The sequence below is a fragment of the Pseudomonas sp. Leaf129 genome, assembly GCF_001423465.1.
Taxonomy (GTDB): Bacteria; Pseudomonadota; Gammaproteobacteria; order Pseudomonadales; family Pseudomonadaceae; genus Aquipseudomonas; species Aquipseudomonas coleopterorum.
Genome location: NZ_LMOC01000010.1, coordinates 160,185 through 185,167, shown reverse-complemented (window position 1 = coordinate 185,167; position 24,983 = coordinate 160,185). Strand labels below are relative to the sequence as shown.

The following is a 24,983-nucleotide window of genomic DNA, read 5'->3' as shown; positions in this document are numbered from 1 at the left end:
GTAGGTGCTCGCAGGCCGCGAGGCGGTCTGCGCAAATGGATGCTCGCGATGCGGGTGTCGGTGACGGATGAACACTACATGCGTCCGCCCCGACACGTTTTCAATACCCGGCCTGGCCCAGCCGTCCGATACACAGCCAAGGCAACCGCCCCTTCAGCCACCGAAAGGCTTGACCAGGGTCATCTGCGGATCCTTCCACGAACCCTCGATGCGGTACTGCACACTGGCAAAGCGCGCCACGCGGTCGCCGAGCAGCTTGTTCACCACGAACAGGGCGCCGCCGACCACCGGCGCGCCCACCAGAACCGCAGCCAGCGGCAGGCTGTTGGTGATCGGCAAGGCGACCTGCACCTTGGCGTTGACGCCGTCGCGCACCATGTCCAGGGTACCGTCCAGATCGATGTCGGTGCTGGGGCCGCGCAGGGTGATCGGGGTTCGCGTCACGTACACCCCTTCGCTGGCCACCAGCAGGCCCTTGACTCGATCGTAGCTCAAACCCTTGCCCAGCACATCGGAGAAATCCAGGCGCAGACGGCGACCGATCGCATTGAAGTTGAGCAGACCGAACACGCGCAGGGCCTGGGCACCGCCTTCGACTTCGACGAACTGGCCGTCACGCAGGGTCGCGTCCAGGTTGCCGGAAAAACGCTTGAGCCCCACCCAGGCTGGTGAACCGGGCCAGCGGCCGTCAGCATCCAGGTGGAACGATTCGCTGGTCACGGTGGGCGCGAATTTCCAGGCCTGGAGCACGTCGGCCAGGTTCTTGCCCTGCAGCCGCCCGCGGAACCAGGTGCTGGACGCTCCGGGGGCACCTTCCCAAGTCGCCGCACCTTGCAGCATCAAGCCCTTGAGCCCCAGGTCGAGGTCGTTGAGGGCGACACCACGGGCGGTCGGGCGCAGCTTCAACGACCAACTGCCGACCAGTTCCGAACCCTGCAACAGCTGGCGAATCCTGACATTGACCGCCGGTATCTTGCGCGGATCGACATTGGCCAGGGGATCGGGCGCCTCGACCGGGTTGTCGGCCTTGACCGCGTTCGGATCGACCGGCGGCAAGCGCACGGTGTCGAGGTCGACATTGATCGGGGTCGCCTTGCCATCGGGCACATCGACCTTGCCGGTGATTTGCTGGCTGGCCACAGCGAGGTGCCAGGCGCTGGGGCTGCGGTTGAGCTGTACCCGCGCCTGATCGAGTTGCTGGCCGAACCCCTTGAGCGTGCCGATCTGCAGGTCGACGGCATTGATGACCTGGCTGGCGGTGCCACTCGGATTGCCGCCCGTGTAGTTCTCGGCCTGCTGCTGCCACGGCTCCAGGTCCAGGGTCGGCAGCGCGCCACGCACCCGCAGGCCCTGGGTCGCAGGAAGCTGCGGCGTGCCGGCGCCGACCAGCAATTCACCGCGGCCGCTGGCCAGGTCGTTGGGCGGCGCGGCGTAGGCGAAGCTGGCGATGTCGGCGTAGGTAACATCGAAACGACGCTCCCGGCCTTGCAGGTTCATCACGAAGGCCGTGGGACGGGCCACGGAACGCGCTTTGCCAAAGGGTGCGGGCAAGTCGATGTCGACGCCCTTGAGGTCGGAGTCGACGCGAAGCTGGCTGTCGCTGCCCAGTTTGAGCTGCAACTGGTAGGCGATATCGCCGGACGCCGGCACGGCCTGCTTGACCTGCAACCAGTCGACCAGGCGTTTCACCGGGATCTGGCTGTCGGCGACGATGCGCGTCAACGGCGCGCCCGGCTTGCCCTCGGCCATGATCTGCGCCTTCACCGGCTGATCGAAGGCCTGGGCCGTGACGCCCTCGCCACTCAGGCCCTTGTCGAAGTCGAAACGGAATGTCCCGCCCAGTTGACTCAGCGTAAGCTCGGGCGACTTGATCTTCAGGCGCGCCGCACGGGTGCTGAAGTCGACCACCACCTTGGGCTCGTGCCCCTTGACCAGAGGGATGTCGAGTTCCAGCTTGCCCTTGAGCGGGCCCTCGCCCTGCCAGCCAGCGAAGATGTCGGCGGTACCGATCGGAGCGGTCTGCAGGATCTTCAACCCGTCGGCCAGACCGCCGTCGAAATTGCCGTTCACGAACAAGTGGCTGTCCTGACCGACCGGCACGTGGGGCACGCTGACCGCCACGTCGCTGACTTTGGTGTCGAGAATCTGCCCACGGTCGGCCAGGATGCGCACATCGCCGTCCTGGATGTAGACATTGCCTGCGACTTTGCGCGCCTCCGGCCAGCCGGGCTGAAAGGCCAGGGTCACGTCATGGACCTTGAAAAACAGGGTGATGCTGCGCGAATGGGCCTCGGCTGCACTGGCCAGCGAGCCTTGGTACTGGAAGTAACCCTGGTCGACCGCGCCGCGTTTGATCGCCGTACGCAGCCACTGGTCGACCGACGGGCTGAGCACCTTGGGCAGGTATTTGCTGGTGTAGGCGCCATCGCCGTCGACCAGGCCAACCCGCAGGTCCATGTAGGGCTCGGCCTCGTGGTGCAACGGCAGGCGAATGAGGAAATCGGCCGCGATCTTGCCCTCCTCGCCCAGCACACGAATGGCCGGCGCGATCAGGGTGAAAGCGTGATCATCTAGCTTGAAGTTCAGCCGGGCATTGGCCTTGAGGTAATGCCAGGGCTTTTCGAAGATGGGACTCAGGTGCAGCATGAACTTGTCGCTGTCCAGGCGCAGTTCGCCTTGGCCGATGTCGCCAATCAAACTGCCACTAACATTGTCTGCCGCTGGAGCACCGTAGTAGGCATCGAAGCCGACATTCTCCAGATTGGCGGCGTAGCTCAGGCGCTCGGCACCCGTGGCCTTGGGACGAACGTCGAGGGAAAGGTTGCGCACCACGCCGGTGAAGTTCAGGCCGTTGACGATGGCCGCCACCTGTTTGGGCAGAGGTGCCAGCGCGTCGAGCAGTGGCGTGATCGGGGTAAGGTCGAGGCGATCGGCCTGCACACGCCACTGCTCCTGACTCGACGGCGTTGCCGCGCGCTGCTGCAGCGCCAGATGGCTCTGCCATGGCTTGCCGTCCAGCGTCATGGCGAGGGTTCCCAGGTTCACGTCGAAACCGTCGGTGTTGCGCTGCATCCACGCCTTCAGCGTGAGATCGGCGATGGTATACGGCTTGTGGTCGCCATAAGCGCCCTTGAACGCCGGCGCATCGAGTTGAACCACGGCTCGCTGGACATTGGCGTCTGCCCAGTCCACCCAAACCTCGCCCCCCGCCTTGAACTGGTCAAGCTGCCAACCCTGGGTATAGCGGCTTGGCAGCCACTTTGCCCAGTCGCTCTGCGGCAGATTCGCGTAGGCCTGGGCGCGGCCGTCGCGCCAGTGTTCGGCGCGTACCTGAGCCTCGACGTTCAGCGCCAGTGGCTGGCCGTCGGGCAGGTGCAGGCGCAGGTCCAGACGCTGGCGCTCGTCACCGGTGCGCAGACTCAGGCCGACATAGGTGAGGGTCAGTGGATCATGCTCGAAGGGTTGCAGGGTCAGTTGGCTGTCGAGCACCGACAACTGCTCGACCTGTTGCATCTGCTGCAACGTGCGCTGCACGTCGAAGGCCTGATCCGGTTGCTGGGGCACGCCCTTGACCGACCACTTGCCCGTGGCGTCCTCGACGGCGCTGAGCTGCACGCCGCCCAGCTCGAGATGGGCAATGCGCACCGCACGCGCCAACAGACTGCCCCACAAGTCAGGCACCACCTTGACCTGATCGAGACGCAGCGCGTTGCTGCCCTCGCCCACCTGCACATCATGAATCAGCAGCACTGGCGCCAGACGGTTCCAGCGGCCTTCCAGGCTGCCGATGCGCACCTGCATGCCCAGCGCCTCGCTGGCACGCGCCTCGATCTGAGCATCGTACTCGGCCACCAACGGAATCAACTGCCGACCCAGGCTGACATAGAGCGCCAGCAACACCAGCAGCACGGCGCACAGTGCCAGGGCCCAACGGATCAAGCCCCCGAGCGCAGCACTCACACGGACCATGCAGGCACGCTCCGGCGATGTACCGTGTCAGCCCTACAGGTCGAGAATCGTTCCACTGGCCGTTTCAGAGCAGCACCACATCATATTGTTCCTGGGAATACATGGACTCGACCTGGAAGCGAATGGTTCGTCCGATAAACGCTTCCAGTTCGGCCACATTGCCGGATTCTTCGTCGAGCAGACGGTCGACCACTTTCTGATTGGCCAGCACACGATAGCCTTCGGCCTGATAGGCACGGGCCTCGCGCAGGATCTCGCGAAAAATCTCGTAACACACTGTCTCGGGGGTCTTCAGCTTGCCGCGGCCCTGGCAGCAAATGCAGGGTTCGCACAGCACTTGCTCGAGGCTTTCCCGGGTGCGCTTGCGGGTCATCTGCACCAGACCCAGTTCGGTGATGCCGATGATGTTGGTCTTGGCGTGATCGCGCTCCAGCTGCTTCTCGAGGGTGCGCAGAACCTGACGCTGATGCTCCTCATCTTCCATGTCGATGAAGTCGATGATGATGATCCCGCCGATGTTGCGCAGGCGCAGTTGCCGGGCGATGGCGGTGGCCGCTTCCAGATTGGTCTTGAAGATGGTTTCTTCGAGGTTGCGGTGACCGACGAAAGCGCCGGTGTTGACGTCGATGGTGGTCATCGCCTCGGCCGGGTCCACCACCAGATAGCCGCCGGACTTGAGCGGCACCTTGCGGTCCAGGGCACGCTGGATCTCGTCTTCCACACCGTACAGATCGAAGATCGGGCGCTCGCCGGGGTAATGCTCCAGGCGGTCGGCGATTTCGGGCATCAGCTCGGCAACGAACTGGGTGGTCTTCTGGAAGGTTTCCCGAGAGTCGATGCGGATCTTCTCGATCTTCGGGTTGACCAGGTCGCGCAAGGTGCGCAGCCCCAGGCCCAGGTCTTCGTAGATTTCAGTCGGGGCGCCGACGGTCTGGATCTGCGCATTGATCTGGTCCCACAGACGGCGCAGATAGCGGATGTCCATGAGGATTTCCTCGGCACCGGCGCCGTCGGCAGCGGTGCGCAGGATGAACCCGCCGACTTCCTGGATCCCTTCTTTCTCGACGCAGTCGGCCACCACCTTCTTCAGGCGTTCGCGCTCACTCTCGTCTTCGATCTTCAGGGAAATGCCGACGTGCCGGGTGCGCGGCATGTACACCAGGTAGCGCGAAGGGATCGACAGCTGGGTGGTCAGGCGTGCGCCCTTGGAACCGATCGGGTCCTTGGTGACCTGCACTACCAGGCTTTGTCCTTCATGGACCAGGGCGCTGATGGTTTCCAGGCTCGAGCCTTCGCGCAGGGAGATTTCCGACGCGTGGATGAACGCGGCGCGGTCCAGGCCGATGTCGATGAAGGCGGCCTGCATGCCGGGCAGCACGCGCACGACCTTGCCCTTGTAGATATTGCCGACGATGCCGCGACGCTGAGTGCGCTCGACATGCACCTCTTGCAGGACACCGTTTTCCACCACGGCCACGCGCGATTCCATCGGCGTGATGTTGATCAGAATCTCTTCGCTCATGGCTGGGTCTCGTTCCTGGTGTCTTTATTGTAGTGGCGATGACGCGCCCGCAAGGCCCTTCTCAGGACGCTTGCCAGCAGGCGATGCCGTTGCGTTGCAGCAGCGCCGCGGTTTCGAACAAACCCAGACCGACGACGGCAGAATAACTGCCTTCGAGCTTTTCTACGAATATTGCACCCAGACCCTGAATGCCATAACCGCCCGCCTTGTCCGCCGGCTCGCCGCTGGCCCAATAGGCACGGGCCTCGGCCTCGTCAATGGGGCGGAAGGTGACCCGCGCCGACGCGGTGCAGGTGTCCATGCGCGCACCGTCGAACAGCGCCACGGTGGTGATCACCTCGTGAGTGCTGCCGGACAACAGCGCCAGTATCGCCAAGGCATCGGCTTCGTCGCGCGGCTTGCCGAGAATGTGCCCTTGAGCGATGACCGCCGTGTCTGCCCCAAGCACATGACCGCTGCCTGGCTGCGGCAGCGACTGCCAGCCGGCGCGGGCCTTTTCTTCGGCCATGCGTTGTACGTAGGCAAAGCTGCCTTCACCGGCCTGCGGCGTTTCGTCGATGGGTGCCTTGACCACGGTGAACGGGACGCCGATCTGCGTCAGCAGTTCACGCCGTCGCGGCGAGCTGGAAGCCAGGTACAGGGTAGACATGCGAGGCGTCTCCGCGTCGGGCCGCGCACGGGCCCGTCAGTTGATGCCCAGGCGCTTGCGCAAGCCGCGCAGCAGGTAGCTGACCCACGGCCAGAGCAAAGCGCTCATCAGCGCAGGCAGCAACAGGGCCAGGGTAGGTTGACGGTTGCCGGTCAAAGCACTCAGCCACAGCTGGACCAACTGCGCCAGGCCGAAGACCACGAGAATGACCAGGCTCTGCTGCCACATCGGGAAGATGCGCATGCGCTGGGCCAGGGACAGGATGAGGAAGGTGATGAGGCTGAGGATGAGCGCGTTCTGCCCAAGCAGCGTGCCGAACAGCACGTCCTGCGCCAGCCCCAGGACCCAGGCGGTGGTCATGCCCACCTTGTGCGGTACCGAGAGCGTCCAGTAGGCCAGCAGCAGGGCCAGCCACAGCGGCCGCAATACTTCCATGAACTGCGGCATCGGCGACACACAAAGCAACAGGCCGACGATGAAGGTCACCCAGATGACCCAGCCATTGCGCGAGCGAGTACCCACCATTATTGCCTCTCCCGTGTTGTAGCCGGCGCGGACCGCGAAGGCGTCGCCGGGGTCGTGTGCGCGGGGGTGGCGGCCGGTGCGGTGCTGTGAGCAGGGGTAGCGGATGCGGGGGTCGCGGATGCGGGTGCAGCGGCAGCCGGCGCCGTGCTTGGCGTCGTCGGAGTGCTGGCTTCGGGTGCCGCGCCTTGGCGATCGGCGGCTTCCTGAGCCTGCGCGGCCTCGGTGGCGCGCTGCTCCGGCGAACGGCTGTCACTGAACACCAGCAACAGATAACGGCTGCGGTTCAGGGCGGCGGTCGGCACCGCGCGCACGATGGCGAACGGCTGGCCGGAATCGTGGATAACTTCCTTGACCGTGGCCACCGGATACCCGGCCGGGAAACGCTGCCCCAGGCCCGAGCTGACCAGCAGATCGCCTTCCTTGATGTCAGCGGTGTCGGCTACATGGCGCAATTCCAGGCGCTCGGGATTCCCCGTGCCGCTGGCAATGGCGCGCAGGCCGTTGCGGTTGACCTGCACCGGGATGCTGTGGGTGGTGTCGGTGAGCAGCAACACGCGCGAGGTGTAGGGCATCAATTCGACCACCTGCCCCATCAGGCCACGTGCGTCGAGCACCGGCTGACCGAGCACCACACCGTCGCGTTCGCCCTTGTTGATCAGGATGCGATGGGTGAACGGATTCGGGTCCATGCCGATCAGCTCGGCGACCTCGACCTTTTCGTTCACCAGCGCCGAGGAGTTGAGCAACTCGCGCAGGCGCACGTTCTGCTCGGTCAGCGCCGCCAGCTTTTGCAGGCGACCCTGCAACAACAGGGCTTCGGTCTTGAGTTTCTCGTTTTCGGCCAACAACTCGGTGCGGCTGCCAAACTGGCTCGCAACGCCTTCATACAGACGTTGTGGCAGATCGGTGACCCAATAGGCACGCATCAGCACCAGCGACATTTCGCTGCGCACGGGCTTGAGCAGGGTGAAGCGCGCGTCGACCACCATCAGCGCGACCGACAGCACGACCAGCACCAACAGGCGCACGCCCAGTGAGGGGCCCTTGGTGAAAAGCGGTTTAATAAGCCGCTCCTCCCAGGCAAATGTTCATGTGGTCATTCATGTGACGGCAAACCGGCCCGGATCGAAAGTACAGGACGCATACAGGTAGCATCGAAGACGCTACCTGTAAACGGCCCCAGGAATCTTTCCCGCGAAGTTACTCGCTGGAGAGCAGATCCATGGTGTGCTTGTCCATCATTTCCAGGGCACGGCCGCCACCACGAGCCACGCACGTGAGCGGGTCTTCGGCGACGATCACCGGCAGGCCGGTTTCCTGGGCCAGCAGCTTGTCGAGGTCGCGCAGCAGCGCGCCACCACCGGTCAGCACCAGGCCGCGCTCGGCGATGTCCGAGGCCAACTCCGGAGGCGACTGCTCCAGCGCGCTCTTGACCGCCTGCACGATCGTGGCCAGGGACTCCTGCAGAGCCTCCAGCACTTCGTTGGAGTTCAGGGTGAAGGCGCGCGGCACGCCCTCGGCCAGGTTGCGGCCGCGCACGTCGACTTCACGCACTTCGCCGCCAGGGTAGGCGGTGCCGATTTCCTGCTTGATGCGCTCGGCGGTGGATTCGCCGATCAGGCTGCCGTAGTTGCGACGCACGTAGGTGACGATGGCTTCGTCGAAGCGGTCGCCGCCCACGCGCACGGACTCGGCGTAAACCACGCCATTGAGCGAGATCAGGGCGATTTCGGTGGTACCACCGCCGATGTCGACGACCATCGAACCGCGCGCTTCCTCGACCGGCAAACCGGCACCGATGGCGGCTGCCATGGGTTCTTCGATCAGGAACACTTCGCGGGCACCGGCGCCGAGCGCCGATTCACGGATGGCACGACGCTCCACCTGGGTGGACTTGCAAGGCACACAGATCAGCACGCGCGGGCTGGGCTGCAGGAAGCTGTTTTCGTGCACCTTGTTGATGAAATATTGCAGCATCTTTTCGCAGACGCTGAAGTCGGCGATGACGCCGTCCTTCATGGGGCGAATGGCGGCGATGTTGCCGGGGGTACGACCGAGCATGCGCTTGGCTTCGGTACCGACCGCAACGACACTTTTCTGATTACCGTGGGTCCGAATGGCCACAACCGATGGCTCATTCAGAACGATACCGCGCTCACGCACGTAAATAAGGGTGTTGGCAGTGCCCAGGTCGATGGAAAGATCGCTGGAAAACATGCCACGCAGTTTCTTGAACATGGGAAAAGGACCCTAGGCAACGCGTGGGTAAAAAAGTGCGGCAAACTCTAACAACGGCGGGGATTTTGGGCAAGGCGCCAATATGTTAAATTGGCTGTTTTTCCGGGCACGCCTGCACTCGATCGCGGCCATATGACCGCAAAAGTGCGATTGTGTTCCCCAAAACCACGGCCCTGCCGTATTTCATTTTCCACCGGAGACCCCCATGGCGCTTGAACGCTGCGACGTGGAAAAGATCGCTCACCTGGCCCGTCTCGGCCTGAATGACGCCGATCTGCCACGCACCATCGAAGCACTGAACAGCATTCTGGGCCTGGTCGACCAGATGCAAGCGGTCGACACCCGCGGCATCGAGCCCCTGGCCCACCCACTGGAAGCGAGCCAGCGGCTGCGCGCCGACCAGGTGACCGAACGCAACCAGCGCGACGCCTACCAGGCCATTGCGCCGGCGGTCGAGAACGGCCTGTACCTGGTTCCGAAAGTCATCGAGTAAAGGGAAAGAGCCTGCCATGCATCAACTGACACTGGCCGAGATCGCCCGCGGACTCGCCGACAAGAAATTTTCCGCCGAAGAGTTGACCCGCACCCTGCTGGCGCGCATCGCCCAGCTGGACCCGCAGCTCAACAGCTTCATCACCGTCACCCCCGAGCACGCCATTGCCCAGGCACAGGCCGCCGATGTGCGCCGCGCCAAGGGTGAAAGCGGTGCCCTGCTGGGCGTGCCGCTGGCCCACAAGGATCTGTTCTGCACCCAGGGCATCCGCACCAGCTGCGGGTCCAGGATGCTGGACAACTTCGAGGCGCCCTACGACGCCACCGTGGTGGCCAAGCTCAATGCGGCCGGCGCGGTCACACTGGGCAAGTTGAACATGGACGAATTCGCCATGGGCTCGGCCAACGAGAACAGCCACTACGGTGCGGTGAAAAACCCCTGGAACCTGGCGCACGTGCCCGGAGGCTCGTCGGGCGGTTCGGCTGCGGCCGTGGCCGCGCGTCTGCTACCAGTGGCCACAGGTACCGATACCGGCGGCTCGATTCGCCAACCCGCCGCCTTCACCAATCTCACCGGCATCAAACCGACCTACGGCCGGGTGTCGCGCTGGGGCATGATCGCCTACGCCTCCAGCCTCGATCAGGCCGGCGTGCTGGCGCGCAATGCCGAAGACTGCGCCCTGCTCCTGCAAGGCATGGCGGGCTTCGATCCGCAGGACTCCACCAGCATCGATGAACCGGTTCCGGACTACAGCGCCACCCTGGGCGACTCCCTGCAGGGTCTGCGCATCGGCGTGCCGAAGGAATACTTCGGTGCCGGCCTCGACCCGCGCATCGCCGAAAGGGTACAGGCCAGCATCCAGGCGCTGGAAAAACTCGGCGCGGTGATCAAGCACATCAGCCTGCCGAACATGCAGCAGGCGATCGCCGCCTACTACGTGATCGCGCCGGCCGAAGCGTCCTCGAACCTGTCGCGCTTCGATGGCGTGCGCTTCGGCTACCGCTGCGAGAACCCCAAGGATCTGACCGATCTGTACAAGCGTTCGCGCGCCGAAGGCTTCGGCGCGGAAGTGCAGCGTCGCATCATGGTCGGTGCCTATGCCCTGTCGGCCGGCTACTACGACGCCTATTACCTGCAGGCGCAGAAGATTCGCCGCCTGATCAAGAACGATTTCATGGCCGCCTTCGAAGACGTCGACATGATCCTCAGCCCGACCACGCCGAACCCGGCCTGGAAACTGGGGGCCAAGAACGCCGATCCGGTGGCCGCCTACCTGGAAGACATCTACACGATCACCGCCAACCTGGCCGGCCTGCCCGGCCTGTCGATGCCGGCCGGTTTCGTCGATGGTCTGCCGGTCGGCGTGCAACTGCTGGCCCCTTACTTCCAGGAAGGCCGCCTGCTCAACGTGGCGCACCAGTACCAGCAAGTCACCGACTGGCACACTCGCGCGCCTGAAGGCTTCTAAGGAGAAACATCATGCAATGGGAAGTCGTGATCGGGCTGGAGATTCATACCCAGCTCGCCACCCAGTCGAAGATTTTCTCCGGCAGTTCCACCACCTTCGGCTCAGAGCCGAACACCCAGGCCAGCCTGGTCGACCTGGGCATGCCCGGCGTGCTGCCGGTGCTCAACCAGGAAGCCGTGCGCATGGCCGTGATGTTCGGTCTGGCCATCGATGCCGAGATCGGCCAGCACAACGTGTTCGCGCGCAAGAACTACTTCTACCCCGATCTGCCCAAGGGCTACCAGATCAGCCAGATGGAGCTGCCGATCGTCGGCAAGGGCCACCTGGACATCACCCTGGAAGACGGCACGGTCAAGCGCATCGGCGTGACCCGCGCGCACCTGGAAGAGGACGCCGGCAAGAGCCTGCACGAGGACTTCAGCGGCAGCACCGGGATCGATCTCAACCGAGCTGGCACACCGCTGCTGGAAATCGTGTCCGAGCCCGACATGCGCAGCGCCAAGGAAGCGGTGGCCTACGTCAAGGCGATCCATGCGCTGGTCCGCTACCTGGGCATCTGTGACGGCAACATGGCCGAAGGTTCGCTGCGTTGCGACTGCAACGTCTCGATCCGGCCCAAGGGCCAGGTCGAGTTCGGTACGCGCTGCGAGATCAAGAACGTCAACTCGTTCCGCTTCATCGAGCGCGCCATCAACAGCGAGATCGCCCGCCAGATCGAGCTGATCGAGGACGGTGGCAAGGTCGTTCAGCAAACCCGCCTGTACGATCCGAACAAGGACGAGACACGGGCCATGCGCAGCAAAGAGGAAGCCAACGACTACCGTTACTTCCCCGATCCGGACCTGCTGCCGGTGGTGATCGAGGATTCGTTCCTGGAAACCACCCGGGCGACCCTGCCCGAGTTGCCGCCGGCCAAGCGCGAGCGCTTCCAGAACGAATTTGGTTTGTCCGCGTACGATGCCAGCGTGCTGGCTTCGAGCCGCGAGCAGGCTGACTTCTTCGAGCAGGTCGTGGGCAGCTGCGGCGATGCCAAGCTGGCCGCCAACTGGGTCATGGTCGAGCTGGGCAGCCTGCTGAACAAGCAGGGCGTGGAAATCGAGGAATCACCGGTCAGCGCGGCGCAACTGGGTGGTATGCTGCAGCGCATCAGGGACAACACCATCTCCGGCAAGATCGCCAAGATGGTTTTCGAAGCCATGGCCAATGGTGAAGGCGATGCCGACCAGATCATCGAGGCGCGCGGCCTGAAGCAGGTCACCGATAGCGGTGCCATCGAGAAGGTTCTGGACGAAGTGTTGGCCGCCAACGCCGAGCAGGTCGAACAGTACCGTGCGGCAGACGAGGCCAAACGCGGCAAGATGTTCGGCTTCTTCGTCGGCCAGGCCATGAAAGCGTCCAAGGGCAAGGCCAACCCGCAGCAGGTCAACGAGCTGCTCAAGAGCAAGCTGGCCGGCTGATGCAACAGCACACCCCCTGTAGCAGCGGCGCAAGCCGCGTCCGGCCTCGGCGCGGTGAATCAGACGAACCGGGGATACCGCCGACGCGGCTTGCACCGTTGCTACGGGGGGCTTGTTCATTTGGGCGTCATGTCGTGTGTGCCGGTGCGATTGCGTTGTTGGCCGGTTGCGCCAGCCAGAACGGCATCATTGACCCGCGTGGTTACGACCGTGACGGGGTCGCCTCCTATTACGGCGCGCGCCACCATGGCGCTCGTACGGCCAGTGGCGAACGCTTCGATCAGCACGGCCTGACTGCGGCCCACCGCCAGCTACCATTCGGCACCCGAGTGGTGGTGACCAATCTGGCCAACCAGCGCAACGTCATCGTGCGGATCAACGACCGTGGTCCTCAATCACGCGGGCGCTTGATCGATGTGTCCAAGGGCGCGGCAGAAAAACTGGGCATGCTGCGCAGCGGCACCGCTCGCGTGCGCGTGCAAACCCTGCAAGACTGACTCGGAGCCGCCGTCATTTTCAATCTCGCCACCTTGCCCGGACCCACCTTGCTGCAATTGTTCGCAGGGCTGTTGCTGCTGATTGCCGGGGCCGAATGGCTGGTGCGCGGCGCCGTGCGCCTGGCGGCTGCGCTGAAGGTCAGGCCGCTGGTGGTGGGCCTGGGAGTCGTGGCACTGGGCAGCAGTGTGCCGCAGCTGGCGGTCAGCCTGCAGGCGACGTTCGTCGGTACGCCCGACATCGCCGTGGGCAGCCTGGTGGGCAGCAACATCTTCAGCTTGCTGGTGACTCTGGGGTTGTCCGCGTTGATCATTCCGTTGCGGGTGTCCCGGCAACTGCTGCGGCTCGATATCCCGTTGCTGATCGGCGCCAGTGCGCTGGTGTTCGGACTGGCCTGGAACGAACAACTGGGGCGCCTGGAAGGTGGCATCCTGCTTCTGGGCCTGGTCGGCTACCTGGGCATGCTGTGGCGCCAGTCGCGGCATCCGGGCCGGGTGGCGACGCCACAGGGCACCGCCCCCTGGCTCAAGTGCCTGGGCATGATGCTCGGCGGTTTGCTGCTGCTGGTTGCCGGAAGCCACTGGTTGCTGGAAGCGGCGCTGGAACTGGCCACCGATTTCGGCCTGTCGGATCGGGTGATCGGATTGACCATCGTGGCCGTCGGCACTTCTCTTCCAGAGCTGGCCACCTCGCTGGTGGCCGCGTTGCGCGGTCACCGTGAGATAGCCGTAGGTAACGTGATCGGCAGCAATCTGTTCAACCTGCTGGGTGTGCTTGGCCTGACCGCCGTGCTGGCACCAGCGCCCTTGAGCGTTTCGCCCAATGCGCTGGATTTCGACCTGCCGGTCATGCTTGGCGTCACGCTGCTGTGCCTGCCTCTGTTCTACTCCGGGTACCGCGTCACGCGGGTCGAGGGGCTGGTGCTGCTGGGGCTCTACGCTGCCTATGGCCTGCATGTGGTGACCTTCACCACGGGCATGCCACTGGCGGCGAGACTGGAAGAGCTGATGCTGTTCTATGTACTGCCAGTGCTGGCGGCAGTGGTGCTCTGGGGCACCCTGCGCGCCTGGCGTCGACAGCACTGAACGACGCGCCCTACCCCTGACGCTTCTTGAACATCCAGGCCACGGCCAGCACCCCGAGCCATACGGGAATCAACAGCACCGAAATACGGATGCCTGGGGTCATGTACATGATCACCAGAATCGCTGCCAGGAACGCCAGGCACACCCAGTTGGTGATCGGGTAACCCCAGCTCGGAAAGAACGTTGCATGACCGCTGGCACGCATGGCCTTGCGGAACTTCAAGTGCGTGATACTGATGATGCCCCAGTTGATGACCAGCGCAGAGACGGCCAGCGCCATCAGCAAGCCAAAGGCCTCGCCTGGCATCAGGTAGTTGATGAGCACGCTCAAGCCGGTTGCCAGCGCGGAAATCCCCAGTGCTTTCATGGGCACGCCACGGCGGTTGACCTTGAGCAAGGTCTTGGGTGCATCACCCTGCACCGCCAGGCCGAACAGCATGCGGCTGTTGCAATAGACGCAGCTGTTGTAGACCGACAGCGCTGCGGTCAGCACCACCACATTGAGTACGGTGGCCACCACGTTGCTGTCCAGCGCGTGGAAGATCATCACGAACGGACTGCCGCCCTCGACCACTTTCTGCCACGGGTACAGCGACAGCAGGATGGTCAAGGCGCCCACGTAGAACAGCAGGATGCGGTAGATCACCTGGTTGGTGGCCTTGGGTATGCTGCGCTTGGGATCATCGGCTTCGGCGGCGGTGATGCCGACCAGTTCCAAGCCGCCGAAGGAGAACATGATCACGGCCATGGCCAAGGTCAGGCCCCCAATGCCGTTGGGGAAGAAGCCGCCGTATTGCCAGAGGTTGGCGACGCTGGCATCGGGCCCGCCATTGCCGGTGGCCAGCATCCAGGCGCCGAAGCCGATCATGCTGACGATGGCCGCCACCTTGATCAACGAGAACCAGAACTCCATCTCGCCATAGATCTTCACCTGGAACATGTTGATCGCGTTGATCAGCACGAAGAACACCGCGGCCGAGGCCCAGGTGGGCACGTCCGGCCACCAGTACTTGATGTAGATGCCCACGGCGGTCAGCTCGGCCATGCCCACCAGCACGTACAGCACCCAGTAGTTCCAGCCGGACATGAAGCCGGCCAGGCCACTCCAGTAGCGGTTGGCGAAATGGCTGAAGGTCCCGGTGACCGGTTCCTCGACGACCATCTCACCGAGTTGACGCATGATGAAGAAAGCGATGAGGCCGCCGATGGCGTAGCCCAGGATCACCGAAGGGCCGGCCATGCCGATGGTCTGGGCAATGCCCAGAAACAGGCCGGTGCCGATGGCACCGCCTAGAGCAATGAGCTGGATATGCCTGTTTTTCAGACCCCGATGCAGACCTTCGGGGGTGGATTGATCATCCATTGCGGTTCCTTAGCGGGTAAATGCTTGCCGGTGGGCAAGCAGCGTCTAGATCCAGCCGCCCCACTGCAACAGGAAAATTCCGATATTGGTGGTGATGGCCGCCGCCAGGGTGGTGATCACGATGATGGCGGCGGCGAGCGAATAGTTGCCGCCGCTGGCCCGCACCATGACATAACCGACCGAGGCCGAAGGAGCGCCAATATACAGGAACAGAATGCCCAGTTCCGCCCCGCGAAAGCCCAACAGCCAGGCACCGAATGTACCGACGATCGGCAGCAGGATCATTTTCACCGCGCTGGCGCTCAGGGCCACCGAACCGCTGCTGCGCAAGGCGGCCAGTGACAGGGTGCCGCCGATGCAGATCAGTGCCAGCGGCAGGCTCATCTGCGCGACGTAATCGGCAGAGGTCAGGATCCAGTTGGGGATGGGCACCTGCAGCCAGGCGAAGGGCACGGCCGTGACCACGCTGATGATCAGCGGGTTGACCAGGATGCTCTTGCAGATGCTCAAGGGGTCGGACTTGATGTTGGGGCTGTAGATCGCCAGGACCACGACGGACAACGAGTTGTAGAGCACGATCACCAGGCCCGCGAGGATCGAGCCCAGAGAGATGCCGTAGTCACCATACATGCTGCCGGCCAGAGCCAGGCCAATGACGCCGTTGTTGCCCCGAAATGCGCCTTGGGTGAAGACGCCGCGATCGACTTCGGGACAACGCTTGGTGGCGATCCACCAGGCGATGGCGAAGCTGCCCACCGTGGCCACCACGAAATACACCAGCAAGCCGGGCTTGAGCGCCGAGCGCAGGTCGGCATGGTAGATGCCCAGGAACAGCAAGGAAGGCATGCAGACGTTGAACACCAGGGCCGAGGCGGTCTTGATGAAGTTGTCGTTGATCCACTCGATCCGCTTCAGCCCATAGCCCAAAAACAGCATGGCGAACACCGGAGCGGTCACGTTCAGGGTCTGCAGAAATAGGGCCAGCATGCCGGGGGAACCTGTTGCCTGGAGTCAGACGACAATGATAGCGAGGATAGGGGAATGAGGCGGGGAAATTCTGGTAAAGCGTGTGTATGCAGCGGCCCCTTGGCGGGCCCGCCCCGCTCCCACAGAAATCCCCAGCACCTGCAAGATCCCCGTAGGAGCGGTCAGCGGCCGCGAAAGCCGCACCGCGGTTCCGAAGCTTACTGCGGACCCATCTTGTCCATCAGCGCAGCGAGCATTTCATACTCTTCACCGGTCAGGTCGGTCAGCGGGGTGCGCACCGGACCTGCGTCGTAGCCTGCGATCTTGGCGCCAGCCTTGACGATACTGACGGCATAGCCCGACTTGCGGTTGCGGATGTCCAGGTAAGGCAGGAAGAAGTCGTCGATCAACTTGCCTACGGTGACGTGATCGTCAGCGGCGATCGCGTGGTAGAAGTCCATCGCGGTCTTCGGGATGAAGTTGAACACGGCGGACGAATAGACCGGTACGCCCAGCGCCTTGTAGGCAGCAGCATAGACTTCGGCGGTCGGCAGGCCACCCAGGTAGCTGAAACGGTCGCCCAGACGGCGACGGATCGACACCATCAACTCGATATCGCCCAGGCCATCCTTGTAGCCGATCAGGTTCGGGCAGGTTTCGGCCAGACGCTCGAGCAGCGGTGCGTTCAGACGGCAGACGTTGCGGTTGTAGACGATGACGCCAATGTTGACCGATTTGCACACGGCTTCGACGTGGGCGGCCACGCCGTCCTGGCTGGCTTCAGTCAGGTAGTGCGGCAGCAGCAACAGACCCTTGGCGCCCAGGCGTTCGGCTTCCTGTGCATATTCGATGGCCTGGCGAGTGGAACCGCCAACGCCAGCAAGGATAGGCACGCTGGTGGCGCAGGTGTCGACCGCAGTCTTGATCACCTGCGAGTATTCGCTGGCAGCGAGGGAGAAGAACTCACCGGTACCACCGGCAGCGAACAGCGCGCTGGCGCCATACGGGGCAAGCCATTCCAGGCGCTTGATATAGCCTTCGCGGTGGAAGTCGCCTTGGGCAGTGAAGTCGGTCACCGGGAAAGACAGCAAGCCGTGATTGAGGATGGACTTTAGTTCTTGTGGATTCATTGTTTGAACACCCTGGGTCGCATGGAAAATTGAACAACCAAGCAGCCATGGCTGGCTGATGTCGTACGTCATCGTACAACTACTTTCCGTGTTCCTCAATAGGAGGAAAGAAGTATTTTGGTTTGTCGCGATGTGCCTTGGGCACTGCATGTAACGCCGACGCGGCTTGCGCCGCTGCTACAGGGATTGCGGTGCTTCTGTAGCAGCGGCGCGAGCCGCGTCAGGTGCACCGCGGAGTGTCAGGCAATCACCTTGGGGTGATCAGACCCTGCCGGCTTCGGCTTCCTGGTGGGCCTGGCGCAGGCGTTCGCGGCTGTTGGTCAGGTGCAGGCGCATGGCGGCGCGTGCCGCATCGGAATCCTGACGGGCAATGGCGTCGTAGATTTCCTCGTGCTCGCGGCTGAGCCGGGTCATGTAGTGCTGCTGGTCGTCGTGCGCCAAGCGCGCCGAATTCAGCCGGGTACGGGGAATGATGCTGGTGCCCAGGTGCGTCATGATGTCGGTGAAATATCGGTTACCCGTGGACAAGGCGATCTGCAGATGAAACTGGAAATCCGACGCCACCGCATCACTGGCATGGGCCGCGCTTTCGTTCAGCGCATCGAGCGCCGCGCGCATGGCCGCCAGCTGTTCGTCGGAACGTCGGCTGGCAGCCAGACCGGCGGACTCCACTTCCAGGCTGATGCGCAACTCGAGCACCGCGAGCACGTCGCGCAAGGTGACGATGGTCGCCGGATCGATGCGAAAGCCACTCGGGCTCGGCGTGTCCAGCACGAAGGTACCGATGCCGTGACGGGTCTCGACCTGCCCCGCCGCCTGCAGCCGGGAAATGGCTTCGCGCACCACCGTTCGGCTGACGCCCTGTTCTTCCATGATGGCCGACTCGGTAGGCAGTTTGTCGCCCCGCTTGAGTTCGCCATCGAGAATACGCTGGGTCAGCACGGCCACCAGTTCCTGGGCCAGGCTGCGCGGTTTGCGACGGGCGCGTGGGGCGGCGCTCTGAGTATCCATAGTGAAAGTCATTCTCGAAACGGTCGGTGATTGGAGCAATCATAGCCTAAAGCAGGTTGTACGATCATGGCATGAGTGGCCGCAATGCCCAGCACGCGGGCAAATGCCGCCAGCCGATGCACGCAAGGTGCCAACCAGAGCATGCGCTGAAGATTCAGCGCCGAACCGGACGCTTCTGCAATTTGCGTTGCAGGGTGCGTCGGTGCATACCCAACGCCCGCGCCGTGGCGGAAATGTTGCCTTCGTGCTCGGTGAGCACCCGCTGGATGTGCTCCCATTGCAAGCGATCCACCGACATCGGGTTTTCCGGCACCAAGGTATCGAGGTCGGCGTGTTCGGCCGACAGCGCAGCCAGCACGTCGTCGGCGTCGGCCGGCTTGCACAGGTAGTTGCAGGCGCCACGCTTGATCGCCTCCACTGCGGTCGCGATGCTGGAATAGCCGGTGAGGATCACCACGCGCATCTCCGGGTCCAGCTCCAGCAGCTTGGGCAGCAGCACCAGGCCCGAATCGCCTTCCATTTTAAGGTCCAGTGCGGCGTAGTCCGGGATGTCGTCCTGGGCCAGCTTCAAGCCTTCCTCGGCGCTGCCCGCGGTACTTACACGAAAGCCTCGGCGGCTCATGGCGCGGGCCATGACGCGGGTGAAGGTGGCGTCATCATCTACCAACAACAAATGTGGCAGTTCTTCGCCTTCGACTTGGTGTTCGTCAGTCATCGATCATCTCCTCGGACGCCACGGGGCAGACGCAGCTCGGTGAGCGTGCCGCCCTCTTCATGACTATAGAGTTTTACCGAGCCGCCGGCGCGAGTCACGCTGGCTTTGCTCAAGAACAGGCCGAGGCCGAAGCCTTTGCCCTTTGTGGTGAAGAACGGCTTGCCGATCTGCTCGGCAATCGCCAGGGGAACACCCGCTCCGTGGTCGCGGATCGAGATGAAAATGTCAACGCTGTCCCAGTCCAGCCTGACCTCGAGGTTGTCGGGGCAGGCATCGGCGGCGTTGTTGAGCAGGTTGAGCAGCGCCTGGGTCAGATCCGGCGGCGGCGCCAGGTGGGGAACCTCGCCCTGGCCCTGGCGGTGGAAGCGGTAGCTGGATTCGGGACGCATCAGGTGCCAGCGATTCAGGGCCTCGTCGAGCCAGGCGGTCACGGGTTGATCGACCACAGCCATGCGCCGATTGGCCTCGGCGGCACGCACCAGCTGCTGCAGGGTCTCCTTGCACAGCTTGACCTGATCCTGCAGCACCTGCAGGTCTTCCTGCAGTTCAGGCTGGGGATGGTCCTGGCGCATCTCCTTGAGCAGCACGCTCATGGTGGCCAGTGGCGTACCCAACTCATGAGCCGCACCGGCGGCCTCGGTGGCCACGGCCAACAGTTGCTGGTCACGCAGACCCTCTTCGCGACGCTGCGCGCGCAGTTGTTCCTGGCGCCGCAGCTCTTCGGCCATCTTGGCGGCGAAGAAGGTAATCACCGAAGCGGCCAGGGCAAAGCTCAACCACATGCCGTAGATCTGCAGGTTCTCACGACCGATCGGCAAGGCGTCGAGGGGGTAGAAATGCGCCAGCATGAAGGTGTAGCACGCCAGGGCGATCCCGGACAGCACCAGGGAATAGACCCACGGCAGGGTCACGGCGGCGATGGTCAGCGGCACCAGGTAATAGGAAACGAACGGGTTGGCACCGCCGCCCGAGTAGTACAGCAGGACGCTGTGGATGAGCAGGTCGCAGGCCAGTTGCAAGGCGTATTCAAGTTCGGTGACCGGCAACGAGAAGCGCAGGCGCAGTACGGTCAGCGCGCAGAGTATGGCCGACACCGCCAGGGTGGTGCTCAACGCCAGCCACGGCAAGGGCAACAGGTGCGTGAGGTAGGCGAAGCCGACCGAACCGGCCTGAGCGGCCAGTACCAGCGTGCGGATGAAGGTCAGGCGCCAGAGGTTCTGGCGTGAAGCGGAAAGAGGCATAGGGTGGGCGAGCATTTGCTCTCCAGTGAGCGCTGCAGGCGGATCGGTGCAAGTATAACCAACTCGACGCGTCGACAGCGAAAAGTGCGGCAAATGACCGCGTCGCAAGTGCAGACCTCCGGTTTATCGTAAAAGGTGGCCTGTCCATGCAGCCCCCTCAGGAACCGCATCCGGCCTGGCCAGTCTTACGCAGCACCTACAACAAGGAGTTTTCCATGCCCGTCATCACCCGCAGCGCCGCCTTGGTCCTTGGCGCAAGCCTGTTGTCCAGCCTCCCTGCCCTGGCCGACGAGGCCCGCTACAACCAGATTTCCCTGCGTGCCGAGGTCAGCCAGGAAGTGCCTCGCGACCTGATGCTCGTGACCCTCTACAGCGAGGAGCAGAACGCCGACCCGGCCAAGCTTGCCGCCGGTATCAGCGACACGTTGAACAAGGCCCTGGCCCAGGCCCGCGAAGTCAAAGGCGTGATCGTGCGCCAGGGCAGCCGCAACAGCTATCCGATCTACGATGACAAGGGCCAGACCATCACCGGCTGGCGCGAACGCGCCGAAGTGCGCCTGGAAAGCGCCGACTTCCCGGCCCTGTCCAAGCTCACCGGCGAATTGCTGCAGAGCCTGAAGATGGGCGCCATGGACTTTTCCATCGCCGACAAGACCCGCAAGCAGAGCGAAGACGCCCTGCTCAAGGAAGCCGTGGCCGCCTTCAAGGCCCGCGCGCAACTGGCCACCGACGCCCTGGGCGGCAAAAGCTACAAGGTGGTCAACCTCAACCTCAACAGCGCTGGCTACCCTCGCCCCTACGCCTCGGCGCCGATGATGATGAAGGCCGCTCGCGCCGACGCGGCTCCGGTGACCCCGGACGTAGAAGCGGGCACCAGCGAGGTCAGCATCAATGCCGACGGCGTCATCGAAGTCGTGATGCCTTGATACCCTGACGCGTTCATCAAGGGCAGAATCCAGCCTCGTCGAAGCGGATTCTGTCCGCAAACATCACTCCCCGAGTCCCTCCCTTCGTCTTTCGAGGCCCCATATGGATATCCCCGCCTTCAAGCCCCTGCTCCTTACCGCCGCCCTGTGCGCCGGGATGCCCATGGCCCAGGCCGCGAGCACGCTGGTGTACTGCTCCGAAGCCAGCCCTGCCGGTTTCGATCCCAGCCAGTACACCAGTGGTACCGATTTCGACGCCTCGGCGGAAACCGTCTTCAATCGCCTGACCCAGTTCAAGCGCGGCGGCACTGAAGTCGAACCGGGGCTGGCCACTTCCTGGGACGTCTCCCCGGACGGCTTGACTTACACCTTTCACCTGCGCGAAGGCGTCAAGTTCCACACCACCGACTACTTCACGCCCACCCGCGATTTCAACGCGGACGACGTGCTGTTCACCTTCCAGCGCCTGCTCGACCCCGAGCATCCATTCCGCAAGGCCTACCCTTCGGAATCGCCCTATTTCACCGACATGGGCCTGAACACCAACATCAAGTCGGTCAGCAAACAAGACCCGCATACCGTGGTCTTCACGCTGAACACGGTCGACGCCGCCTTCGCGCAGAACCTGGCGATGAGTTTCGCTTCGGTGCAGTCCGCCGAATACGCCGACCAGTTGCTCAAGCAGGACAAGGCCGCCGACATCAACCAGAAACCCATCGGCACCGGCCCGTTCGTGTTCAAGCGCTACCAGAAGGATTCGCAGATCCGCTACACCGCCAACAAGGCGTACTGGAAACCCGAGGACGTCAAGCTCGACAACCTGATCTTCTCCATCAGTACCGATGCTGCCGTGCGCCTGCAGAAGCTGAAGGCTGGCGAATGCCAGGTCAGCGGCTATCCACGGCCTGCCGACATCGAGGTGATGAAACAGGACCCCAACCTGCGCGTGCTCAGCCAGCCGGGCTTCAACCTGGGTTTCCTGGCCTACAACGTGACCCATCCGCCGCTCGACCAGCTCAAGGTGCGTCAGGCCCTGGACATGGCGATCGACAAGCCGGCCATCATCAAGGCGGTCTACCAGAGCGCCGGTCAGTTGGCGCAGAACGCCCTGCCCCCTGCGCAATGGTCGTATGACACCCGAATCAAGGACGCGCCCCACGACATTACCAAGGCCCGTGCCCTGCTCAAGGAAGCCGGAATCAAAGAGGGCACGACCATCGACCTGTGGGCCATGACGGTGCAGCGCGCATCCAATCCCAATGCACGCATGTCGGCGCAGATGATCCAGAACGACTGGGCCAAGATCGGCATCAAGGCCAACATCGTCAGTTACGAATGGGGTGAGTACATCAAGCGCGCCAAGAATGGCGAGCACGACACCATGATCTATGGCTGGACCGGCGACAATGGCGATCCGGACAACTGGCTCGGCGTGCTCTACAGCTGCGCGGCGGTCAAGGGCAGCAACTACGCCAAATGGTGCGATCCGGCCTACGACAAGCTGATCCAGCAGGCCAAACTGAGCAGCGATCGCGATGAACGCGTGAAGCTGTACCAGCAGGCGCAGGCCATACTCAAGCAACAAGTGCCGATCACCCCGATCGCCAACTCCACGGTTTTCCAACCCATGCGCAAGGAAGTCCAGGATTTCCGCATCAGCCCCTTCGGCCTGACGCCTTTCTATGGCGTCAGCCTTTCGCAGTGATACCGAACGCCCCATTGCAGTGCGTCATCGTGGTGCAATGGGGTCGATAAGTGTGCATTGAGTGGCCAAATGTAGTTGAACATGCGTTCAACTACCGAAAAACTTACATCGATGCGACATTCGTGTACGCCCGTCCCACCGTTTCAGGTGCGATACACCGCAAACAGTTGATTTGGGTATGCCGCCTGCATAAGTATCGGCCAGGTCGACTCACAAGGTCGCCCTCATTCTTAAAATGACAACAACTGAGGCCACCATGCTCAAAACCGCGGTCATTCCGTTCATCGTCGGGGCCGGCCTGCTCGCCAGCGCCCCTTTCGCCCATGCTGCGAGCAACCTTGTATTCTGCTCTGAAGGCAGTCCGGCGGGTTTTGACCCGGCGCTGTATACCAGTGGTACGGATTTCGACGCTTCGGCAGAAACCGTCTTCAACCGTCTGAGCCAGTTCGAGCGTGGCGGCACCGCAGTCATCCCGGGTCTGGCTACCAGCTGGGACATCTCCGAAGACGCCCTGACCTACACCTTCCACCTGCGCGAAGGGGTCAAGTTCCACACCACCGACTACTTCAAGCCGTCCCGTGAATTCAACGCCGACGACGTGCTGTTCACTTTCAACCGCATGATCGACAAGAACATGCCGTTCCGCAAAGCCTATCCGACCGAGTTCCCGTACTTCACCGACATGGGCATGGACGAGAACATCACCAACATCGAGAAGCTCGACGATCACACCGTCCGCTTCACCTTGAAGACGGTCGACGCCGCGTTCATCCAGAACATGGCCATGAGCTTCGCTTCGATCCAGTCCGCCGAATACGCCGCCCAGCTGCTCAAGCAGGGCAAGGCCGCCGACATCAACCAGAAGCCGATCGGCACCGGCCCGTTCGTGTTCAACCGCTATCAGAAAGACGCGCAGATTCGCTACAAGGGCAACAAGGACTACTGGAACCCGGCTGACGTGAAGATCGACAACCTGATCTTCGCCATCACCACCGATGCATCCGTGCGCATGCAGAAGCTCAAGAAGAACGAATGCCAGGTCAGCGTCTATCCACGTCCGGCCGATCTCAAGCCGCTCAAGGAAGACAAGAACCTGCAGATGCCCGACCAGGCTGGCTTCAACCTGGGCTACATCGCCTACAACGTCACCCACGAACCACTGGGCAACCTCAAGGTTCGCCAGGCGCTGGACATGGCGGTGAACAAGCAGAGCATCATCGAGGCCGTGTACCAGGGCGCCGGTCAACTGGCGGTCAATGCCATGCCGCCGACCCAGTGGTCCTATGACGAGAGCATCAAGGACGCCGGCTACAACGTGGAAGAGGCCAAGAAGCTGCTCAAGGAAGCCGGCGTCAAGGAAGGCACCGAGATTACCCTGTGGGCCATGCCGGTGCAGCGTCCCTACAACCCCAACGCCAAGCTGATGGCCGAAATGCTGCAGTCGGACTGGGCCAAGGTGGGTATCAAGGCCAAGATCGTCAGCTACGAGTGGGGTGAATACCTCAAGCGCGCCAAGGCCGGCGAGACCGATGCCATGCTGATCGGCTGGAGTGGCGACAACGGTGACCCGGACAACTGGCTGGGCACCCTGTACGGTTGCGATGCGGTGAACGGCAACAACTTCTCGAAGTGGTGCGACAAGGACTACGACCAGTTGATCAAGACCGCCAAGGCCACGCCCGATCAGGCCAAGCGCACCGAGCTGTACAAACAGGCCCAGGTGCGCCTCAAGCAACAGGTGCCGATCACCCCGATCGCGCACTCCACGGTCTACCAGCCCATGAGCGCCAAGGTCACCGACTTCAAGATCAGCCCCTTTGGCTTGAACTCGTTCTATGGCGTGGGCGTGAAGGACTGAACCAGGCACCTCCCCTAATGGAAGCGGGCGATGGACCGGCAGGTCCAGCGCCCATTCGCTTGCATTAACGCCAGGATTTTTCCCACAGCTCTACCGGAATACGCCGACATACGCCCTCGTCCAATGGGACTAGCTTCCTTTGGTGGCGGCCGCCGTATTCCTGCCAG

General features: G+C 63.0%; 20 protein-coding genes. 8 read left to right on the top strand and 12 right to left on the bottom strand.

The genetic code is table 11. From position 1 onward, the window contains the following. Positions 1-153 precede the first annotated feature (153 nt). From ASF66_RS19525 to mreB, 6 genes are all read right to left on the bottom strand, one after another. Complete coding sequence (locus ASF66_RS19525; protein ID WP_056845015.1) at positions 154-3,969, bottom strand: YhdP family protein; 3,816 nt, start codon at positions 3,967-3,969, stop codon at positions 154-156. 64 nt (positions 3,970-4,033) lie between these two features. Further along, positions 4,034-5,491, bottom strand: a complete 1,458-nt coding sequence (rng, locus tag ASF66_RS19520; RefSeq protein ID WP_056845014.1) for a ribonuclease G — start codon at positions 5,489-5,491, stop codon at positions 4,034-4,036. A gap of 61 nt (positions 5,492-5,552) precedes the next feature. Beyond that, positions 5,553-6,140: a Maf family protein gene (locus tag ASF66_RS19515; RefSeq protein ID WP_056845013.1), complete on the bottom strand. Its 588-nt coding sequence runs from the start codon at positions 6,138-6,140 to the stop codon at positions 5,553-5,555. 36 nt (positions 6,141-6,176) lie between these two features. After that, on the bottom strand, positions 6,177-6,665 hold the full coding sequence (mreD, locus tag ASF66_RS19510) for a rod shape-determining protein MreD (RefSeq protein WP_056845012.1): 489 nt from the start codon (positions 6,663-6,665) through the stop codon (positions 6,177-6,179). Next, positions 6,665-7,729, bottom strand: coding sequence for a rod shape-determining protein MreC (gene mreC / locus ASF66_RS19505; RefSeq protein WP_082484718.1), 1,065 nt, complete (start codon positions 7,727-7,729; stop codon positions 6,665-6,667). Before mreC ends, mreD begins: the two co-directional genes overlap by 1 nt. A 136-nt stretch (positions 7,730-7,865) precedes the next feature. Further along, the gene (mreB, locus tag ASF66_RS19500) at positions 7,866-8,903 is read right to left on the bottom strand and encodes a rod shape-determining protein MreB (protein WP_008371426.1); all 1,038 of its coding nucleotides are present in this window, start codon (positions 8,901-8,903) and stop codon (positions 7,866-7,868) included. A 205-nt stretch (positions 8,904-9,108) separates the two neighbouring features. Here mreB and gatC point away from each other — a divergent pair, with 205 nt between their 5' ends. The 5 genes from gatC (at position 9,109) to ASF66_RS19475 (ending at position 13,901) form a co-directional block, all read left to right on the top strand. Further along, positions 9,109-9,396 carry an Asp-tRNA(Asn)/Glu-tRNA(Gln) amidotransferase subunit GatC gene (gatC, locus tag ASF66_RS19495; RefSeq protein ID WP_043186652.1) on the top strand — a complete coding sequence of 96 codons (288 nt, stop codon included), beginning with the start codon at positions 9,109-9,111 and terminating at the stop codon, positions 9,394-9,396. Positions 9,397-9,412: 16 nt separating this feature from the next. Continuing rightward, positions 9,413-10,864: an Asp-tRNA(Asn)/Glu-tRNA(Gln) amidotransferase subunit GatA gene (gatA, locus tag ASF66_RS19490; protein WP_056845010.1), complete on the top strand. Its 1,452-nt coding sequence runs from the start codon at positions 9,413-9,415 to the stop codon at positions 10,862-10,864. Positions 10,865-10,875: 11 nt separating this feature from the next. Next, a complete protein-coding gene (gatB, locus tag ASF66_RS19485; RefSeq protein WP_056845009.1) occupies positions 10,876-12,321 on the top strand; it encodes an Asp-tRNA(Asn)/Glu-tRNA(Gln) amidotransferase subunit GatB in 1,446 nt (481 codons plus the stop codon). 134 nt (positions 12,322-12,455) lie between these two features. Then, positions 12,456-12,818: a septal ring lytic transglycosylase RlpA family protein gene (locus ASF66_RS19480; protein WP_056845008.1), complete on the top strand. Its 363-nt coding sequence runs from the start codon at positions 12,456-12,458 to the stop codon at positions 12,816-12,818. A gap of 48 nt (positions 12,819-12,866) precedes the next feature. Continuing rightward, a complete protein-coding gene (locus ASF66_RS19475; protein WP_056845007.1) occupies positions 12,867-13,901 on the top strand; it encodes a calcium/sodium antiporter in 1,035 nt (344 codons plus the stop codon). A 10-nt stretch (positions 13,902-13,911) separates the two neighbouring features. Here the strand turns inward: ASF66_RS19475 and ASF66_RS19470 are convergent, their stop codons facing one another. From ASF66_RS19470 to ASF66_RS19445, 6 genes are all read right to left on the bottom strand, one after another. Beyond that, entirely contained in the window at positions 13,912-15,264 is a 1,353-nt protein-coding gene (locus ASF66_RS19470) for an amino acid permease (RefSeq protein WP_056845006.1), read from the bottom strand. A 45-nt stretch (positions 15,265-15,309) separates the two neighbouring features. Then, positions 15,310-16,251: an AEC family transporter gene (locus tag ASF66_RS19465; protein WP_049860558.1), complete on the bottom strand. Its 942-nt coding sequence runs from the start codon at positions 16,249-16,251 to the stop codon at positions 15,310-15,312. A gap of 197 nt (positions 16,252-16,448) precedes the next feature. Further along, positions 16,449-17,360, bottom strand: a complete 912-nt coding sequence (kdgD, locus tag ASF66_RS19460; protein ID WP_056845005.1) for a 5-dehydro-4-deoxyglucarate dehydratase — start codon at positions 17,358-17,360, stop codon at positions 16,449-16,451. A gap of 261 nt (positions 17,361-17,621) precedes the next feature. Further along, entirely contained in the window at positions 17,622-18,371 is a 750-nt protein-coding gene (locus ASF66_RS19455) for a FadR/GntR family transcriptional regulator (RefSeq protein WP_056845004.1), read from the bottom strand. Between the two features lie 154 nt (positions 18,372-18,525). Then, complete coding sequence (locus ASF66_RS19450; RefSeq protein WP_049861922.1) at positions 18,526-19,086, bottom strand: response regulator transcription factor; 561 nt, start codon at positions 19,084-19,086, stop codon at positions 18,526-18,528. Further along, positions 19,083-20,342, bottom strand: a complete 1,260-nt coding sequence (locus ASF66_RS19445) for an ATP-binding protein (protein WP_049861921.1) — start codon at positions 20,340-20,342, stop codon at positions 19,083-19,085. The genes ASF66_RS19450 and ASF66_RS19445 overlap by 4 nt, the downstream gene beginning before the upstream one ends. Positions 20,343-20,542: 200 nt before the next feature. Between ASF66_RS19445 and ASF66_RS19440 the strand changes: the two genes are divergently transcribed. From ASF66_RS19440 to ASF66_RS19430, 3 genes are all read left to right on the top strand, one after another. Continuing rightward, entirely contained in the window at positions 20,543-21,253 is a 711-nt protein-coding gene (locus ASF66_RS19440; protein WP_049861920.1) for an SIMPL domain-containing protein, read from the top strand. A 103-nt stretch (positions 21,254-21,356) separates the two neighbouring features. Further along, positions 21,357-22,958 (top strand): ABC transporter substrate-binding protein, encoded by a 1,602-nt coding sequence (locus ASF66_RS19435; protein ID WP_056845003.1) that lies wholly within the window; start codon positions 21,357-21,359, stop codon positions 22,956-22,958. 256 nt (positions 22,959-23,214) lie between these two features. Beyond that, a complete protein-coding gene (locus tag ASF66_RS19430) occupies positions 23,215-24,816 on the top strand; it encodes an ABC transporter substrate-binding protein (protein ID WP_056845002.1) in 1,602 nt (533 codons plus the stop codon). The last annotated feature ends 167 nt before the right edge of the window (positions 24,817-24,983 follow it).